The 17,265-nt window shown below is 72.0% G+C and carries 16 protein-coding genes; 10 read left to right on the forward strand and 6 right to left on the reverse strand.

Annotated features, from left to right (window positions below):
- Positions 1 to 22: 22 nt before the first annotated feature.
- On the reverse strand, positions 23 to 1,348 hold the full coding sequence (locus Q9G87_RS38735; protein ID WP_305921555.1) for an ROK family protein: 1,326 nt from the start codon (positions 1,346 to 1,348) through the stop codon (positions 23 to 25).
- Between the two features lie 23 nt (positions 1,349 to 1,371).
- On the opposite strand from Q9G87_RS38735, the gene Q9G87_RS38740 reads away from it, so the two are divergent.
- Entirely contained in the window at positions 1,372 to 2,616 is a 1,245-nt protein-coding gene (locus Q9G87_RS38740) for an MFS transporter (RefSeq protein ID WP_305921556.1), read from the forward strand.
- Here the strand turns inward: Q9G87_RS38740 and Q9G87_RS38745 are convergent.
- Genes Q9G87_RS38745 through Q9G87_RS38765 form a run of 5 tightly spaced genes read right to left on the reverse strand, consistent with a single transcriptional unit; the run spans position 2,571 to position 7,487 of the window.
- Positions 2,571 to 3,725 (reverse strand): alpha/beta hydrolase family protein, encoded by a 1,155-nt coding sequence (locus tag Q9G87_RS38745; RefSeq protein WP_305921557.1) that lies wholly within the window; start codon positions 3,723 to 3,725, stop codon positions 2,571 to 2,573. The genes Q9G87_RS38740 and Q9G87_RS38745 overlap by 46 nt on opposite strands.
- A 12-nt stretch (positions 3,726 to 3,737) precedes the next feature.
- Positions 3,738 to 5,156 carry a S41 family peptidase gene (locus tag Q9G87_RS38750; RefSeq protein WP_305921558.1) on the reverse strand — a complete coding sequence of 473 codons (1,419 nt, stop codon included), beginning with the start codon at positions 5,154 to 5,156 and terminating at the stop codon, positions 3,738 to 3,740.
- Positions 5,153 to 6,211 carry an ABC-2 transporter permease gene (locus Q9G87_RS38755; RefSeq protein WP_305921559.1) on the reverse strand — a complete coding sequence of 353 codons (1,059 nt, stop codon included), beginning with the start codon at positions 6,209 to 6,211 and terminating at the stop codon, positions 5,153 to 5,155. The genes Q9G87_RS38750 and Q9G87_RS38755 overlap by 4 nt, the downstream gene beginning before the upstream one ends.
- Positions 6,208 to 7,098: an ABC transporter ATP-binding protein gene (locus tag Q9G87_RS38760; RefSeq protein WP_305921560.1), complete on the reverse strand. Its 891-nt coding sequence runs from the start codon at positions 7,096 to 7,098 to the stop codon at positions 6,208 to 6,210. The genes Q9G87_RS38755 and Q9G87_RS38760 overlap by 4 nt, the downstream gene beginning before the upstream one ends.
- Positions 7,095 to 7,487 carry a GntR family transcriptional regulator gene (locus Q9G87_RS38765; RefSeq protein WP_305921561.1) on the reverse strand — a complete coding sequence of 131 codons (393 nt, stop codon included), beginning with the start codon at positions 7,485 to 7,487 and terminating at the stop codon, positions 7,095 to 7,097. The genes Q9G87_RS38760 and Q9G87_RS38765 overlap by 4 nt, the downstream gene beginning before the upstream one ends.
- 214 nt (positions 7,488 to 7,701) lie before the next feature.
- On the opposite strand from Q9G87_RS38765, the gene Q9G87_RS38770 reads away from it, so the two are divergent.
- Genes Q9G87_RS38770 through rbsK form a run of 9 tightly spaced genes read left to right on the forward strand, consistent with a single transcriptional unit; the run spans position 7,702 to position 17,262 of the window.
- A complete protein-coding gene (locus tag Q9G87_RS38770) occupies positions 7,702 to 8,721 on the forward strand; it encodes a LacI family DNA-binding transcriptional regulator (protein WP_305921562.1) in 1,020 nt (339 codons plus the stop codon).
- A complete protein-coding gene (locus tag Q9G87_RS38775) occupies positions 8,718 to 9,632 on the forward strand; it encodes a carbohydrate ABC transporter permease (RefSeq protein WP_305921563.1) in 915 nt (304 codons plus the stop codon). The genes Q9G87_RS38770 and Q9G87_RS38775 overlap by 4 nt, the downstream gene beginning before the upstream one ends.
- Positions 9,629 to 10,447, forward strand: coding sequence for a carbohydrate ABC transporter permease (locus Q9G87_RS38780; protein ID WP_305921564.1), 819 nt, complete (start codon positions 9,629 to 9,631; stop codon positions 10,445 to 10,447). Before Q9G87_RS38775 ends, Q9G87_RS38780 begins: the two co-directional genes overlap by 4 nt.
- A 9-nt stretch (positions 10,448 to 10,456) precedes the next feature.
- Positions 10,457 to 11,767: an ABC transporter substrate-binding protein gene (locus Q9G87_RS38785; RefSeq protein WP_305921565.1), complete on the forward strand. Its 1,311-nt coding sequence runs from the start codon at positions 10,457 to 10,459 to the stop codon at positions 11,765 to 11,767.
- On the forward strand, positions 11,764 to 12,873 hold the full coding sequence (locus Q9G87_RS38790) for an ADP-ribosylglycohydrolase family protein (protein ID WP_305921566.1): 1,110 nt from the start codon (positions 11,764 to 11,766) through the stop codon (positions 12,871 to 12,873). Before Q9G87_RS38785 ends, Q9G87_RS38790 begins: the two co-directional genes overlap by 4 nt.
- A 6-nt stretch (positions 12,874 to 12,879) precedes the next feature.
- Positions 12,880 to 13,857, forward strand: a complete 978-nt coding sequence (locus Q9G87_RS38795; protein ID WP_305921567.1) for an ADP-ribosylglycohydrolase family protein — start codon at positions 12,880 to 12,882, stop codon at positions 13,855 to 13,857.
- The gene (locus Q9G87_RS38800) at positions 13,854 to 14,993 is read left to right on the forward strand and encodes an ADP-ribosylglycohydrolase family protein (RefSeq protein WP_305921568.1); all 1,140 of its coding nucleotides are present in this window, start codon (positions 13,854 to 13,856) and stop codon (positions 14,991 to 14,993) included. The genes Q9G87_RS38795 and Q9G87_RS38800 overlap by 4 nt, the downstream gene beginning before the upstream one ends.
- A complete protein-coding gene (locus Q9G87_RS38805) occupies positions 14,990 to 16,381 on the forward strand; it encodes an ADP-ribosylglycohydrolase family protein (RefSeq protein WP_305921569.1) in 1,392 nt (463 codons plus the stop codon). Before Q9G87_RS38800 ends, Q9G87_RS38805 begins: the two co-directional genes overlap by 4 nt.
- Positions 16,378 to 17,262 carry a ribokinase gene (gene rbsK, locus Q9G87_RS38810; RefSeq protein ID WP_305921570.1) on the forward strand — a complete coding sequence of 295 codons (885 nt, stop codon included), beginning with the start codon at positions 16,378 to 16,380 and terminating at the stop codon, positions 17,260 to 17,262. The genes Q9G87_RS38805 and rbsK overlap by 4 nt, the downstream gene beginning before the upstream one ends.
- The last annotated feature ends 3 nt before the right edge of the window (positions 17,263 to 17,265 follow it).

The following is a 17,265-nucleotide window of genomic DNA, read 5'->3' on the forward strand; positions in this document are numbered from 1 at the left end:
AGCGAGAGGGTGACCGGGTGTGTTATGGCGGGCTTTCCCCCGGCAACGTGGAATTCATCACATTTCGCTCGTCGGGCGTGTCGCGGCCCTGGTCAGGGTGGCTTGTGCGCCACCGGTCGAGGCCTTCCGGGGTGAGGAACGCGTCGAAGACCGACTCCATGGCACCCAGCAGCGAGCCGCGCCAACCGAGGGCTGAGCCCTCGATGCGCGGCGGGTGATCGCGGCGGATCGCCATGAGGCCCGGCTCGCAGGCCGCCATGAGGGCGTCCCCGGCCCGCTCGTACAGCTCGACGCCGTGGCCCGACAGTGTGACCGCCTCGGGGTCGTGGGCGTTGACGAGGGCGGCGATGCCGCGGCCCAGGGCGCGGGCGTTCGCGGCCACCGCCTCGCCGCTCGTGGCCAGCACGTGCTCGGCCTGCTCGCGGCCCCGGCCGCCGCCGTGGGCCAGGCCGACGTGGCGCAGCAGGGCATTCGCGCCGACGTCCATGCCCCAGCAGCCGATCGCGCCGCACATGCAGAGGCGGTCGCCGCCGGTGAGCGGCATGTGCCCGAACTCGGCGCCGGCGCCGCTCGCGCCGCCCAGGGGCCGGCCGTCCACGACCAGCACGCCGCCGAGGTCGAAGTCCACGTGCAGGTGCAGCCCCGTCCGCACGCCCTGCAGCCGCCCGCGCCGCGCCTCGGCCACCGCCGCGAACGCGGTGTCGTTACCCACGACCACCGGCACCACCGCGCCCGCTCGGCCTGCGGTGTCCGCTCGGCCTGCGGCGGCAGCCGCGCCTTTCGCCGCGCCGCCGGGCCCGTCCTCCGCTGCGGCGGCGGGCGGGGCCAGGCCGAGCAGGTGCGGGACGTCGACCGAGCGCCAGCTCAGGTGGGCGATGTCCACCAGGCCGCCGTGGCGGACCGGGCCCGCGAGCGCCACCCCGACCCCGATCAACCGGTGCCCGAGCCGCTCGCGCTCGGCGGCGATGGCCGCGCCCAAGTGCCCGAGCGCGTTCTCCGGCGTGCCGTCGTGCGGGCGCACGGCCAGGACCGTCACGCGCCCGCCCAGCTCGCAGGCCGCCAGCTCCCAGGCGTCCTCACGCACGTCGGCGGCCAGGGCGATCGGGCCGCGCGGATGCGGCCCGGGCACCTGCGTCGGCCGGCCCCGCGCATGCTCATGGGCAGGCTCCTCGTGCAGCAGCTCGTCCTCCACCAGACCCGCCACCAGCACGGACGCGGTGCCGCGTGCCAGCCGCAGGTCGCGGGTCAGCTGTGACCTCGTGCGGGTGGCGCCGCAGTCGTGCACGGCACGCATCAGCCTGACGCGGTTGTGCGCGCGGAGTTCGCCGCTGGTCGTAGCTCCATTCACGAAACACAGTTTATGCTCTAGCCGTGAACAAAAGCCTCATTGATGCCAGACGTGCCCGTGTCGGAGTGTTCGGGTTCTTCTTCCTCGCCGGGTTGGTGATGGGTCTGTGGGCGGCCGGGCTGCCGTCGCTGAACGACCGGCTCGACCTCGGCCCCGCCCGGCTCGGCAGCGTCCTGCTGCTGATCTCGGGCGGGGCGCTGGTGTCGATGCTGGTGGCCGGTCCGCTGGTGGACCGGTGGTCGAGCCGGCGCGTGTGCTGGATCGCCGGGCCCTTCTCCGGCCTCGTGCTGCTCGGGCCCGCGCTCGCGCCCTCGTACGGGGCCCTGGCGGCGCTCGCGGTCGTGTTCGGGATCGGGCTGGGGGTGACCGAGGTCGCCATGAACGCCCATTCCGTCGAGGTCGAGCGCCGCTACGGCCGGCCGATCATCTCCGCCTTCCACGGGACGTGGAGCCTGGGCGGGGCCGCCGGGGGCGCGCTGACCTCACTGATCCTGCGGGCCGAAGTGGACGCTCAGGTGTTGTTGGTGGTAGCGGCAGTGGTGGTGCCGTTCCTGTACCTCCCCGCGGCGCGGCTGCTGCTCCCCGACGCGCCGGAGCACACCTCGCCCGAGTCCGGCGCCCCGCAGGATGGCTCCTCGCTGCGGTGGGGGCTGATCGCGCTGCTCGGGCTGGCGGCCTTCGCCGGGCATCTGAGTGAAGGGGCGGCCATCGACTGGGCGGCGCTGCACGCTCGGTGGGTGCTGGATACCGATCCGGCGGCGGCGCCGCTGGCGTACACGATCTTCTCGGTGGCCATGACGACCGTGCGGCTGCTGGGGGACCCGATCAGGGCCCGGCTCGGGTCCGTGCGCACCATCCAGCTGGCCGGGCTGTTCGCCACCGTCGGGTACGTGCTCGTCCTCCTCGCGCCGCTGGCCGGGGAGACGCTGCGGGTGGCGTGCGCGTGGACCGGGTGGGCGCTGGCCGGGGTGGGGCTGGCCACCGTGGTGCCGGTGTTGTTCAGCGCGGTGGGCGCGGCCGGCGGCCGGGTCGGGCGCGCCCTGGCCATGGTGACGGCCTTCGGCTACTCGGGGCTGCTGCTCGGGCCCGCCGTGCTGGGGTACGTCGCCGAGGCGTCGTCGCTGCCGGTCGCCCTCATCATCCCCGCGGTGCTGGCCGCTGTGGTGACACTCGCCGGCACGCCCGCCATCCGCTCCCTGCTCCGCCACTCGACGCCGGTCGCTCAAGATCGACCGCAGGTCGCCGGACAGAACGTGACCTCGGGGTAGCGCGGTGACGGGTTGTCCAGGAGGGGTTGCCGCTTCGACTTCAGGTGCTGGTCGAGGAAGGCCGCCACGTAGGTGCGGGTGAGCTCGGCGGCGCGCGCCGCGGCCAGAACGCCGTAGGGGGGCTTGAGGCCGAGGGCGCCCCCCACCACCGGGCCGTCGGTGAAGGACTGGTGTTCCGCGCCTGTCAGCACGACCCAGCGCTTCCACCCGGTCAGCAGCTTCCAGTCGCGGTCCCACGTGGAGTCGCGGCCTCCGGGGACGTGCTCCGGTGAACCTAGGAACATGAACGGCCGGGAGAACCCGCTCTTGGGGATCCGGGCGTAGGTGGTGCCGTCCATGTCGATCCCGGCCCGCACCCGGGAGTCCTTCACCATGGCCGCCACTGCGCTGGCCCCGCCGATCGACTGGCCTGCCATCGCGATCCTGGAGTGGTCGATCCGGTCGGAGCCGTCCCACTTCGTCCTCAGCTGGTCGAGGACGAAGGAGACGTCGGCCGCCCGGCCCTGGACCACCCCCGTGCCGAAGCCCGGGTCGGTGTCGCTGTCGCAGGCGATGCACTCGGCGACCCGCCCGTCGGCCAGGGGCGTGGCGTAGCTCTCGTAGGTGTGGTCGATCCCGGCCACGACGTACCCGCGGCTGGCCAGATCCTCGGCCAGGGACGTGAGCGTGCTCATCGGATTGGTGAAGCCGGGGGAGAGCACCACCAGCGGAAGCTTCCGCCCCGTGGGTTCGGCGTCTTTGATGGCGTTCGTGCGCGTCTTGCTCAGCATGTCGTCCGGGATGCCCGTGACCCGATAGCGCCTCATGGCGAGCTCGGATTCCTTCGGTGTCATGTACGGCGCACGCTCCCCGTCCCTCTGCTTGGCCGGATACCACAGGGTGACCTTGAGCTCTCTGGCGTCGACGTCGAGGTTCCACGGATCGGGGCGAGACGTGTCCTTCAGATACAGGGCGGTGGTGCCGACCGGATGGGCGCCGGTGGGGGCGGGCAGGGTCGCGGGGCCGGCCGGCGTGGGCGACGGGGCGGCGGACCGGGGCGGCGTGGGCGCTGAGCAGGCGGACGCGGCGAGGACGGCCAGTCCCGCGGCGACTGCCAGGAGGTGTCTCATCGAGAGGTCCATTCACTTCTGAAGCAAGGTCATGGCCTTGGCCAGGGCGGGGTCGCGCCCGGCGGCCGCGTCCTCCGGAGTCAGGGGCACGTGGTGGTCGGGGGACACGCCGATCCGATCGATCACCTCACGGTTGGGCCCCAGATGGTGCCTGACGGGGAAGCCCAGCGTGGTGTTGTTGCTCAGCAGGTACGGCTGCGCCGGGCCGGAGATGACCCCGGCGGTTCTGGTGCCGACCACCTGGCCGATACGCAGATCCTTGACCGCGGAGCTGACATGCTCGCAGGCCGAGGCGCAACTGCGGTCGGTGAGCACCACCAGCGGCAGGTTGAGCAGCTCGACGGTGTCGTCGGTCCGCATGGATTCGCACGTGCCGTCCACGGTGCACACGTAGGCGGTGACCTTGCCATGGACGAACGCGCTCACCAGCCGAATCGCCTCCGTGGGGCTGCCGCCGCCGTTGCCGCGCAGGTCCAGCACGACGCCGGTGAGGGTCCGGCCGGTGCGCAGCCTGGAGATCGCCTTGAAAGCCCTGTCCGCGGCGTCGGGAGCGAACCCGCGCACCTGTACGTAGGCGATGCCGTCGTCCAGCAGCTTCGACTGCACCACTTGCAGGGCGGCCAGATCCCGCTGGTAGAGGCCGGGCTTGAGCGTCACGCGCCAGCGGCGGCCGGTGCTCTGCCGCAGGAGCCGCAGCTGGACCGGGCGCGCTTGCGGGTATCGCGGGTAGAGAGCGGCGATCGCGGGGGTGGGTTTCCCGTCGATGAAGGGCGCGGACCCGTTGATCGATTCGATGATGTCGCCCGGGCGCACTCCGGCCGCCTGCGCCGCGCCGCCCTGCACAGTGGTGACGAACAGCGGAGGGAGGGCGACGCCGGGGTTGCCGTCCACCTGCGGGCCGTTGACGTTCGCCTCCAAGCCCAGGCCGTAGCCGTCGCCGTCGTAATAGTCGGGGTGCCGCTTGGTGTCGTGCGTCCAGCGGGCGTGGTTGTCGCCGAGGGCGGCCACGATGGCCTCGAGGGTGACGATGGCCAGCTTGTCGCGGAGGTCGGGGACCTGATCGACAGTCTTGCGGTAGACGGCCTCGAAAGCGGTCCAGTCGGCTTTCCGGTCACCGGTCAGCGCCGGCATGGTGGCCTCGGGCAGGTCGCGCCCATTGCGGTTGAGCTCCTGTGTCAGGGCGACGAATCCGGCGGTCAGCAGCGAGCGGGCGTCCAGTGTGGCGCCGCTGTAGTAGTTGCCGAGGATGCAGAAGTACGCCTGCTCGATGACGTCGACCGTGGTGGCCGTCTCCGCCCCAGGCCGTCCCTGGGGCGGCGCGCAGACCGTGCTGGCTTCCGTGCTCGCCTGACTGCGCGGCGGCGTCGGCGCCGTGCAGGCCGCCGCCAAGAGGAGGGCGAGACCGGCGGTCGCGGTCCTGATAATCGTCATGCCAGGCGCCTCCGGATCCACCAGAAGGACAACCACGTGAAGCCGAGGGTGAGGAGGGTGTAGATCCCGGTCTCGATCCACTGGAAGGGCCAGAACCGTTCGAGGGGCTGGTAGGTCGCCTGCTGCCGGTAGCCGAGCCGGTTGATCTCGGCCATGCAGGCGTCCCCGCCGCCTGCCGCCGCCGACGGCGCGCAGGGCCCCGAGGTGGTGGAGACCTGGAGGTCGGCTTCTTCGCCGCTGCCGGCGATCGTGCGTCCGGACGGATCGACCAGGTTGCTGGACAGGACCCAGGCGCCCGCGTGGCCGGGAACGGCCGAAGCCAGGGCGAGGTGCGCGGGTCCGCCTCCGTTCGTGCCCCGTGATATGCCGAAGTGATCCACGTTCACCCGGCCGAGCTCGAAGGTCGACGTGACAGGGGGGATCAGATGGGGCCGGACCAGCAGCGGCATGGCCAGCTGGATCGCGGCGAAGACGGCCAGGGTGAGGGCCATGGCGGGCAGCGTGCGGCGGACCAGCATGCCCACGGTCACGCCGAGGACGAAGGCGAAGGCCGCATACCCTATCGGGGCGATGCCGCGCGCGCTGAACACCAGGGGAGTCATCAGCGCCCAGTCCGAAGCGGCCGACTTGTCCAGAGGATCGGACCACCAGGTCACCGCGAGGCCGCACAGGCAGGCGGCGGCCACGGCGGTCAGGCCGGTGAGCCCGAGCTTGACCGCCAGCCAGCGGCCACGGGTGATGCTCTGGTTCCACACCAGCAGGTGCGTGCCCGCCTCCAGCTCGCGGGTGATCAATGGTGCTCCCCAGAAGAGCCCGACCAGGGCCGGCAGGAGCAGCACGACGAGGATGACGGCCATGAAAGGGGTCTGATACTCGTCGAAGAAGCGGTCGAAGAACTGGTCGCAGGTGTTGTCCGGGGTGCAGTCGGCGATCCCGGTGGAGTAGCGGGAGGCCAGGCCGGGGCCGGTCAGGGCCAGGGCGGCGGTGAGGATGGCGAGGACGGCAGCCATCATCGCGGCCGAGCCGCGGAACTGGCGCCAGGTCAGCCAGATCATCGCTGCACCTCCAGGGCGACTCGCCGGTTCTCTGCGGTGTGCTTGTCCATATAGGCGAGGACCAGGTCCTCCAGGCTGAGCTGGGTGACCGTCCAGGCGGGATCGTGGATCGGGGCGTCGGTACGGACCACGAACGTGCTCTGCCGGTCGGTGTGGCGGGCGGAGACCACGTGCTGGTCGGCGGGGAGCCGGTCGGGATCGCGGCGCGGGCCGGTGAGCCGGTGATGGGTGGCCAGCAGCTTGTCGGTCTCCCCGGCCACCTGGACGCGGGAGTCGACGAGGACGATCAGGAAGTCGCAGACCCGTTCCAGGTCCGAGACCAGGTGGGAGGAGAGCACCACGCTGAACTCGTGCTCGACCGTGGCCTCCATCAGCCCTTGCAGGAACTCCCGGCGGGCCAGCGGGTCGAGCGAGGCGACGGGTTCGTCCAGGATCAGCAGCTCGGGGCGTTTGGCCAGGCCCAAGGTGAGGGCGAGCTGAGCGCGCTCGCCACCCGACAGCTTGCCCGCCCGTTGGGTGGGGACGAGACCCAGCTGCGCGATGCGTTCCCGCGCTAAGGCGGCGTCCCAGCGGAGGTTGAGCCGTGCACCCAACCGCAGATGATCGGCGATGGTCAGGCCCGCGTAGACGGGGGTGTCCTGGGCGACGAACCCGACCCTGGCCAGCTGCGCGGGCGTGCCCCCGGGCCGCCCGCCGAGCACGGTGATGCCACCCGCCGTCGGTTCGAGCTGGCCGCTGGCCAGCTTCAGCAGCGTGGTCTTGCCGGCTCCGTTGGGTCCCACCAACCCGACGACGTGGCCGGCCGGGATGTCCACGGTGCAATCGCGCAGCGCCCAGCGCTTGCCGTACTTCTTGCCCAATCCCTGGGCCTGCAGGACGGAACTCACGCTATGTCCTCCTGAGAGGTGGTCCGAAAGGTGGTCATGAACAGGGCCTCGATGCTCTCGTCGTCGAGACCGGCCCGGCGGGCCTTGGCCAGCCAGCGCTGCAGGTCCAGCCGCAGCGGGCCGTGCGCGGCCAGCGAGGTGTCGGTCAGCGTCGCCGTCACGAACGTCCCCACCCCTGGCCGGGCGGCGACGAGACCCTCGTGCTCGAGTTCCCGATAGGCCTTGAGCACGGTGTTGGCGTTGATCGCCAATTGCGCCACGACCTCCTTGAGGGTCGGCAGCTGATCGCCCTCGCGCAGGATGCCGAGCCGGAGCGCATGCCGTACTTGCTGGACGAGCTGCTGATACGGCGAGAGGCCCGACTTCGCGTCCAGATAGAACTCGATCACGGCTTTCTCCATATATCTAGTGTCCTAGGACTATAGATGGTCGCATGTATGGTCCGGGTTAAGGAAGCACGTGAGTGGTTTGCCGTTAGGCGCCCCGACCTGGTGTTATGTGATCGTGACTTGACCGGCAAGTTACATCCGGGTTTCATGTGGGCCACACCGTAAACGTTTACAGAGACGGGCCGTAAACGTTTACACCGATGGAAGGACCACCTTGGCCGACGGACCCACGATCAACACGATCGCCGAGCGTGCCGGAGTCTCGATCGCCTCCGTCTCGCGGGTGCTGAACGGCCTGCCGACCAGGCAGGAGACGGTGCGCAAGGTGATGGCGGCCGCCGACGAGCTCGGCTACGTGCGCAACGCCGTGGCCAGGTCGCTCAAGTCCCGCCGCACCCACCAGGTGGCCTTCGCCATGGCCGACGTGGGCAACCCCGCCTACCTGGCGATGTTGCGCGAGATCCAGCCGGTCCTGAAGGCCGCCGGATACCGGCTCGTGCTGCACTCCACCGACGCCGTCGTGGCCGACGAGATCGACGTGCTGCACAGCCTGGGCGAGCGGTACGTGGACGGCCTCATCATGAGCCCGCTGCGGGTCACCGAGGCCCACCTGGAGATGCTGGCCGCCGCGAGGGCCCCCGTCGTGATCATCGGCTCGGTGCCGGAGGGCACGCGGGTGGACAACGTACGGGCCGACTCGCGCACCGGCGTCAAGCTCGCCATCGACCATCTGCACGAGCTCGGCCGCCGCCGCATCGGCATGATCAACGGCCCCCTCGACACGGTGCCCGGCGCCGCCCGCGGGGCCGCGTACCGGGAGGCGCTCGGCGACCTCGGCCTGCCCTACGACGAGGATCTCGTGCAGATCGGCGACTTCTACCGCGTGGAGGGGGCCCGCGCGGTGGCGGCGCTGCTCGACCGGGTCCCCGACGTGGACGCGCTGATGTGCGCCAACGACCTGATCGCCCTCGGCGCGCTGGACGTGCTGCGGGCCGCGGGCCGCCGGGTGCCGGACGACGTGGCGGTGGCCGGCATGGACGACACCGACCTGGCCGCCGCTTCCTGGCCGTCGCTGACCAGCGTGTCGCTCGGCTCGGCCGAGCGCGGCAAGGCCGCCGCCGAGCTGCTGCTCGACCGGCTGCAGGGCGGCGACCGCGAGCCCAGGGTGGTCACCGTGCCGCCCCGCCTCGTCATCCGCGCCTCCACCCGCCCAGAGGAAGGGGACGCGGCGTGACGGCGACCACGACCAGGCCCGCGCCGCCGCGCCGCTCGCACGGGCGGCCCAGGGGGATCTCGCGCAAGACCCGCGAGATGTGGCTGCTCATGCTGCCCGCCCTGGTGCCGGTGCTGCTGTTCAGCGTGGGCCCGCTGCTCTACGGCATCGGCCTGGCCTTCACCGACGCCCGCAACACCCGCAACCACGAGACGAGCTTCGTCGGCCTGGAGAACCTCTGGGAGCTGCTGAGCGCGGCCGACTTCTGGTCCTCCTTCCGCATCGGCATGATCTGGGCCGTCTCGGTGACCGCGCTGCAGTTCCTGGCCGCGCTGGGCCTGGCGCTGCTGCTCAACGAGAACCTGCGGTTCAGGGGCGTGGCCCGGGTGCTGGCGGTGGTGCCGTGGGCGATGCCGCCGGTGGTCATCGGCCTGATGTGGCGCCTCGTCTACCACCCCGACGCGGGCATCCTGAACAGCCTGCTCGGCACCGAGATCAACTGGCTGGCCGACTTCTCGCTCGCACTGCCCGCGATCATCGTGGTCGGCGTCTGGACCGGCATGCCGCAGACCACGGTCGTCCTGCTGGCGGGCCTGCAAGGCATCCCGAAGGAGCTGTACGAGGCCGGAGAGGTGGACGGCGCGAGCCGCTGGCGGCGGTTCTGGAACATCACGCTGCCGCAGCTGCGCCCGGTCATCGTGGCCATCACCTCGCTCGACTTCGTGTGGAACATCAACCAGTTCGGCCTGGTCTACGTGCTTACGCAGGGCGGACCCGGCGGCCAGACCCGGCTGCCGATGCTGTTCGCCTACGAGGAGGCGTTCCGCTACCGGTTCGCCGGCTACGCCTCGATGCTGGGCCTGGCCATGGCGATCGTGGTGCTCGCGGTGCTCGGCCTGTATCTGTGGCGCCAGATGAGGGAGGCCCGATGAGACGCGCGTCGCAGTACGCCGCGCTGGCCGCGTACATCGTCTTCCTGGCCTTTCCGCTGGTCTGGCTGCTGTCCACGGCGCTGAAGACGCCGCAGGAGATGGCGCTGGCCGACCCCACGTGGATCCCGCGCGAGCCGACGCTCGCGAACTTCACCGACGCGTTCGGCGAGCAGGACCTCGTCGGCGCGGCCGTGCGCAGCCTGGGAGTCGCGCTGGCCAGCAGCGTGATCACCGTGCTGATCTCGCTGCCGGCGGCCTACGCCATGGCCCGCTACCGCGGCCTGGTCAACAAGATCGCGATCGGGTGGGTGCTGGTCAGCCAGGTGTTCCCATTCATCCTGATCATCATTCCGCTCTTCATGATCCTGCGCGATCTGGAGCTGGTGAACACGCTGCCCGGCCTGGTGGTCGTGCACGTGACGTTCACGCTGCCGTTCGCGCTGTGGATGTTGCAGGGGTACGTCCGCGCGGTGCCGGTCGAGCTGGAGGAGGCCGCGGCCGTGGACGGGGCGACCCGGCTGCGCTCCATCGTCAAGGTCGTGGCGCCGCTGCTCGCACCGGGCGTGGTGGCCACGCTGCTGTTCGCGTTCATCTCGTCCTGGAACGAGTTCATGTTCGCGCTCGTCATCCTGCAGAACCCCGACGTCATGACGCTCCCGCTCACGCTGGTGAGGTTCACCGGCCCGGAGGGGGTGGCCAGGCTCGGCCCGCTGGCCGCGGCGTCGCTCATGGCGACGATCCCGAGCCTGATCTTCTTCGCAATCATTCAGCGGCGACTGAAGTCCGGCCTGATGGCCGGCGCCGTCAAGGGCTAGGAGGCTCACATGCGAATCACGTCCGCTCTGGCGGCCGCGGCGATCGTCGCGCTGGCCGCCGCGTGCGGCAGCGGAGGCGGCGGCGGATCCTCGTCCTCCTCCGCCCCCAGCGAGCCAGTAAAGATCAATTTCCTCAGCCTGGCGTGGCAGAAGGAATCCGTCGCCGCGAACAAGCAGCTCGTGGACGAATGGAACAAGGCCAACCCCACCATCCAGGTCACCTACGTCCAGGGCAGCTGGGACAACGTCAACGACCAGCTCGTCACCCAGTTCGCCGGCGGCACCGCGCCCGACGTCATCCACAACGACTCGCCCGCGTTGTCCGGCTTCGCCACCGACGGCTACCTGCTGGACCTGAAGGACAAGGTGCCCGCCGAGCTGAAGAGTGACATCCCGCAGGCCGCCTGGGACACCGTCACCTTCGACGGCGGCAAGGGCGAGCAGGGTGTCTACGGCGTGCCGTTCCTGCAGGAGTCGCAGGTCATCATCGCCAACAAGAAGCTGCTCGAGGCCTCCAAGGTCCGCATCCCCACGGCGGACAACCCGTGGACGTGGGACGAGTTCTCCACGGCCGCCAAGACGATGACCAAGGGTGATGCGTTCGGCGTGGCCTGGCCGATGAAGTCGCCGGTCAACAAGACGCTCAACCTGGCGCTCACCTACGGAGGCACGTTCTTCCAGACCGCCGACGGCAAGACCACGGTCAAGGTCGGGCCCGAGGAGCGCGAGGTGCTCCAGCGCATCCACGACCAGCTCTACAAGGACAAGTCGGCCGACCCGGCCGCGCTCGGCCAGGGCACCGCGGACCCGCTGCCCGCCTTCTACAAGGGCAAGTTCGCCATGCTGCCGGCCGGGGTGTTCCTCCGCCAGCAGGTCGCCGAGCAGGCGCCCGACGGGTTCGAGTGGGTCACGCTGCCCGGGCCCAAGGGCACCACGGCCCAGCAGGGCGCGGTCTCGCAGACGCTGTCGATCGCGCAGGACAGCAAGCACCCTGACGAGGCCATGAAGTTCATCGCCTTCTTCCTGAACGGCCCCAACCAGGCCAAGCTCGCCAAGGGCGACTGGCTGCTGCCGACCTCCCAGTCGGCCGCCGCCGACCCGGCGATGACCACCCAGGAGAACGGCTGGGATGTGGCGACCGCCTCCGCCAAGAACCTCGTCGTGGCGCCGTTCCTCAAGGTGAACGGGTTCGACGAGTGGAAGAGCAAGGTCGCCACGCCCGTGCTGCAGGAGTTCTACGCCAACAAGATCACCATCGACGAGGCGGCCAAGCGGCTCGTCGATGAGGGCAACAAGGTGCTGGAGCGGTACCAGAGGTGATCTCCCATCGGGACAGGGCCCGGGGGTGTCTGCTCGGCCTGGCGGCCGGGGACGCCCTCGGGGCTCCCGCCGAGAACCTGACGCCGGCGGAGATCCGGCGGCGGTGGGGGCGGCTCACCGAGATCGAGGGCGGGGGCACGGACGACACCGAGTACGCCATCTTCGCCGCGTCGCTGCTGGCGCGGCACGGGCACGGGCTGACGCCTGAGCTGGTGGCGCAGGCGTACCGGACGGAGATCATCCCGCGGGTGGCCGGGCCGATGCGGGGGGCCGGGTTCTCCGAGCTGGGCACCGTCGAAGCGCTTCGACGCGGCCTGGAACCGCCGTTGACCGGGCTGGTTCATGCGCACGGGTGGTCCGATGGGCTCGCCATGCGGGCCGCGCCGTACGGGATCTTCTGTCCGGGGGATCCGGTGGAGGCGGCTCGGCTGGTGGAGCAGGACGGGCTGGTCAGCGGGTCCGGCGAGGGCATCCTGGGCGGTCGCGCCGTCGCCGGCGCGGTGGCCGCCGCCATGGGCGGCGCGCCGGTGCGGGATGTCGTGGCCGCCGCGCTGTCCGTCATCCCCGCCGACTCGTGGACGGCCAGGAACATTGTGCGGGTGTGCGACGTGCTCGGCCGGCCGCCGTTCACGGGCGCCGACCTCCGCCGCACGCCGCCTCGCCGACCCGGCGCGTCAGGAGCGGCCGGCGACCAGCCCTTCGGCGCCGGTACGGCGGGAGGGGGATCGGCGGAGTCCGGCGCAACGCGTGCGGTGGCCGGCCCTGGTGAGGACGAACTCGGGCTCGTCGAGGCGTTGCACGAGGCCGTCGTCGTGAAGCACTACCCATGGACCGACATCGCGCCCGAAGCCGTGGCGTTGGCGCTGGCCGCATTCCTGGCGGGCGACGGTGACGTGGAGGCGGCGGTGACGTTCGGGGTGAGCCTGGGCCGGGACGCCGACACGATCGGCGCCATCGCCGGGGCGATCGCCGGGGCCCGGCAGGGCGAGAGCGGCGTACCCGGGCGGTGGGCGGCCAGAATCGGTCCTGTGACCGGGAAATGCCTGCCCGCCGTGGCCGGAAGACACGTGCTGGACGTCGCCGACGACCTGGCGAAAGGACGTTAGATCACGATGTCGGGGGACAGGATCAGAGGCGCCATCGCCGGGCTCGCCGTCGGTGACGCCGCGGGGTGGCCCGCGGCCAGGCACCGCACGGCCCTGCACGCGCCCTGGAGCCGGCGCCTGCACAGGGAGCTTGACGCGTTCGCGGAAGAGCAACAGGTCACCACGTTGCCGGTGCCGTTCGCGCTCAACCAGCCGACGGCGCCGCTGGCCATCGGCCCGTCCGACGACGCCGAGTGGCTCGCCTGGACGGTGCTCACGATCGACCGGCCGAGGGTGGAGGCCTTCAGGGAGCTCGTCGGTGCGCAGGCGCGGGCCCGGATCTCGGTGGCCACCGCACTGGACAACCTGGCCAAGGGCGTAGAGCCGCCCGCGTCCGGGCACGACAACCCGCACCACTTCGACGACGCCGCCGCCGTCAGGGCCGTCGCGTTCGGGGTCCTGGGGAGGGACCCCACACCCGACGCCGAGGTGACGAACGCCGCCGACGGCGTCCTCGCCGCCCAGGCCATGGCCGCAGCCGTGCGGGAGGCGGTCGCGTCCGGCGCGATCGGCCCGGCGGTGGAGGCGGCGCTCGCCGTGCTGCCGCCGGACACCGCCATCGGCCACAACGCCCGCGTGGCGCTGGCGGCCGCGCGGAAGGCAGGCGACGCGTTCGCCGCGGTGCCCGCCCTCGACGCGGCGCTGCTCGACCACGTCTACAGCTACGGCGTCGGCGCCGCCCAGACGGTGCCCGTGGCGCTGGCGCTGGCCGCGGCGGCGGACGGCGATCTCACCAGGGCCGTCCCTGCGGCGGTGTGCCTGGCCGCGCTGGCCGACTCCGCGCCCGCACTGGCCGGGGCGCTGACCGGGGCATGCGGCGGTTACGAGGCGATCCCGGAGGGGTGGACCGCCTCGGCCCGTACGCTGGCCGGCTGTTGCCTGCCCGAGTTGGCGGGCAAAGATCTGATCGAACTGACGAGTCATCTCACGGAGGGAATCGCATGACGCCGCTTGAGGACAGGGCGACCGGCTGCGTGGCGGGGGCGGCGGTCGGTGACGCGCTGGGCGGCGCCACCGAGGGCTGGACCCCGGAACAGATCGTCGAGCGGTACGGCGGCCGCGTCGACGGCATCGTCCCGCCGTTCAACGAGGACTGGCGCAACGCCCGCCCCATCGCGCCGTACCACAAGGGCGACGGCCACATCACCGACGACACGCTGATGACGCACGCCCTGATCCGTGTGTACGAGAAGGCCGGCCGCCACCTCGACGCGTACGCCATGGCCGACCACCTCGTGCCGGAGCTGATGGGCGAGCGCCGCTGGATCCCCGAGCTGGAGAGCGACGCGCTGCCGCTGCAGCGGATCTTCCTGGCCGAGAAGTGGATCGTGGCCAGGCTGCACTACGGTCACGTGGACCCGCGCGAGGCCGGTGTCGGAAACATCGTGAACTGCGGCGCGGCCATGTACGTCGCCCCCGTCGGCATCGTCAACGCCGCCGACCCCGACGCCGCCTACGCCGAGGCCATCGACCTGACCGGTGCACATCAGTCCAGCTACGGCCGCGAAGCCGCCGGCGTCATGGCGGCCGCCGTCGCCGAGGCCATGCGGCCGGGCGCCACCACGGACTCCGTGGTCGCCGCCTGCCTGCGGCTGGCCAAGGACGGCACCAGGGCGGCCATCGAGTCGGTCTGCGAGGCGGCGGCCGGGCTCGGGCACTGGGACGGGTCGTTCGAGGCGCTGCGGGCCGCCGTCCGGCCGTTTGACACGGTCGCCGACACCTACCGCGACCAGGGGCTGGGGGCGCGGCGGCCGAGCCGGCTGCACAGCATCGAGGAGCTGCCGCTGGCGCTCGGCTTCCTGGTGATCGCCAAGGGCGACTACCGCGACACCGTGCTCGGCGGCGTCAACTACGGGCGTGACGCTGACTCGATCGCCTCCATGGGCGGCGCCATCGCGGGAGCGCTCGGCGGGCTGAGCGCCGTGCCGGCGGAGTGGGCGGAAGGGGTCGGGGCGGCGAGCCGTACCGACCTGGTGGGACCGGGGCTCGCGATCGCGGAGGTGGCGCGCCGGGTGCACGCCGACGACCTGGTACGGCGCCGCGCCCACGAGGCCGCCTTCGCCGACCTCGACCGCCGATGATCCGCCTCACCTGGGTCCAGCCAGAGGACCTGATCGGGCACGAGCTCCGCCAGGCCGCCGAGGACGGCCGTGGCCCCCGGGCCGTCCAGGAGATCGCCGATCGATGGCACGCGGCGGGCGGCCACGACGCGCCGCCCCGAGCCGGCGCCTCGGACCCGGAGGCCGCCCGGCTGCGCGGCTTGGCCCAGGACCTGCTGGACGAGCTGGCGGCCGTCCCGTCGCCATCGGCCGAGCCGTCGGACCTGCCCGCCATCATCGCCGCCTGCCCGGCTTGGCCCACCCACCCGCCCGTCCCCGGGGCGGAAGCCGTCGACGCGGGCGGCCAACGAGTGCCGGCCGTGAGCGGCGCGGTCGCCGACCCGGCGCGGGTGCTGGGGGCGTGGCTCGGTCGGGCGGCCGGGTGCGTGCTCGGCAAGCCCGTCGAGAAGATCCCGCGCGAAGGCATCAGGCAGATCGCCGAGGCCACCGGCAACTGGCCCATCCGCGGCTGGTTCACCGCCAAGGGCCTGCCGGACGACATCGCCCGCCGCTGGCCCTGGAACCGCCGCAGCGCCGTCAACTCGCTCGCCGAGAACATCGACGGCATCCCCGAAGACGACGACCTCAACTACCCGCTGCTGGCCCTGACCGTCCTCGAGCGCCACGGCCGCGCCTTCACCACCGGCGACGTGGCCAAGCTGTGGCTCGACGAGCTGCCTGCGGGCCGTACGTTCACCGCCGAGCGCGTCGCCTACCGCAACCTCCTGGACGGCGTCGAGCCGCCCCACACGGCCTCCCACCGCAACCCGTTCCGCGAGTGGATCGGCGCCCTGATCAGGGCGGATGTCTACGGCTGGGTCAACCCGGGCGATCCGGCCACGGCGGCCGAGTACGCCTGGCGCGACGCCCGCCTCACCCACACCGCGAACGGGATCTACGGGGCGATGTTCGCGGCCGCGATGTGCGCCGCCTCGCTGGCCGCCACGTCGCCGGAGGAGGTCGTGGCGGCGGGCCTGTCCGTCGTGCCCGCGGGCTCGCGCCTGCACGAGGCGGTACGCCTGGCCGTCGAGGACGCCGCTGTGGAAAAGGACTTCGAACGGGTCGTCGACCGCCTGTACGAGCGCCACGGCTCGCTCCACTGGGTCCACGCGATCAACAACGCCGCCCTCGTCGCCGCCGCCCTGATCCACGGCAGGGGCGACTTCACCGCCACGATCGCCGGAGCGGTCGCGGGCGGCTGGGACACCGACTCGGCCGCCGCCACGGCCGGGTCCGTCGCGGGCGCGCTCAACGGCGGCGTGCCGGACCAGTGGCGGATGCGCGACAGCCTGGCCAGCAGCCTGACCGGGTTCGACGGGGTGAGCCTCGGGGAGCTGGCACGGCGTACTCAGGAGATGATGCACTCATGATCTCGGTTTTCGGCAGCGCCAACATGGACCTGGTCGCCTACGTCTCCGAAGCCCCGAAGCGGGGTGAAACGGTCACCGGCCACCGTTTCCGGACCATTCCCGGTGGCAAGGGGGCCAACCAGGCCATCGCCGCCGCCCGGGCGGGTGCGGAGGTGGCGTTCCTCGGGGCGGTCGGCGACGACGGCTTCGGGGCGGAGCTGCGGGCCACGCTGTCGGAGGCCGGGGTGGACGTACGCGGCCTGCGCCAGGTACCCGGCCCCAGCGGCATCGCGCACATCGTGGTGGACGACGACGGCGGCAACTCGATCATCGTTGTGCCCGGCGCGAACGGCACCGTCACCCGCCCCTCGGGCGACGACCTGGCCGTGATCGCACGTTCGGAGGCGCTGCTGTTGCAGCTGGAGCTTCCCATGGCGGCCGTGGTGGCGGCAGCGGAGGCCGGCCAGGTCGCGGGCGTGCCCGTCATCCTCACCCCGGCGCCCGCCCAGCCGCTCCCGGACGAGTTGCTCGACGCGGTCAGCCTGATCGTCCCGAACGAGCACGAGGCCGCCGCCATCACCGGCGCCACCGCCCCCGACGCCGCCCTGGACGCGCTGCTCGAACGGGTCGAGGAGGCCGTGATCACGCTGGGCTCGGAGGGCGCTCTGTACGGATCCCGGTCCGGGGAGCGGGTGCGGGTGCCGGCGGTCGAGGTGAAGGCGGTGGACACGACGGCGGCCGGGGACACCTTCGTGGGCGCCCTGGCCGTGCCCCGTGCCGAACGGTTGCCCATGGCGGACGCCCTCCGCTTCGCCTCCACGGCGGCGGCGCTGTCCGTGCAGCGCGAGGGCGCCAGCACGTCGATGCCCACGCGCTGGGAGATCGAGGACTTCCTCACCTGACCG

Origin of the sequence: Nonomuraea turcica (assembly GCF_030718205.1) — a bacterium.
GTDB lineage: Bacteria > Actinomycetota > Actinomycetes > Streptosporangiales > Streptosporangiaceae > Nonomuraea.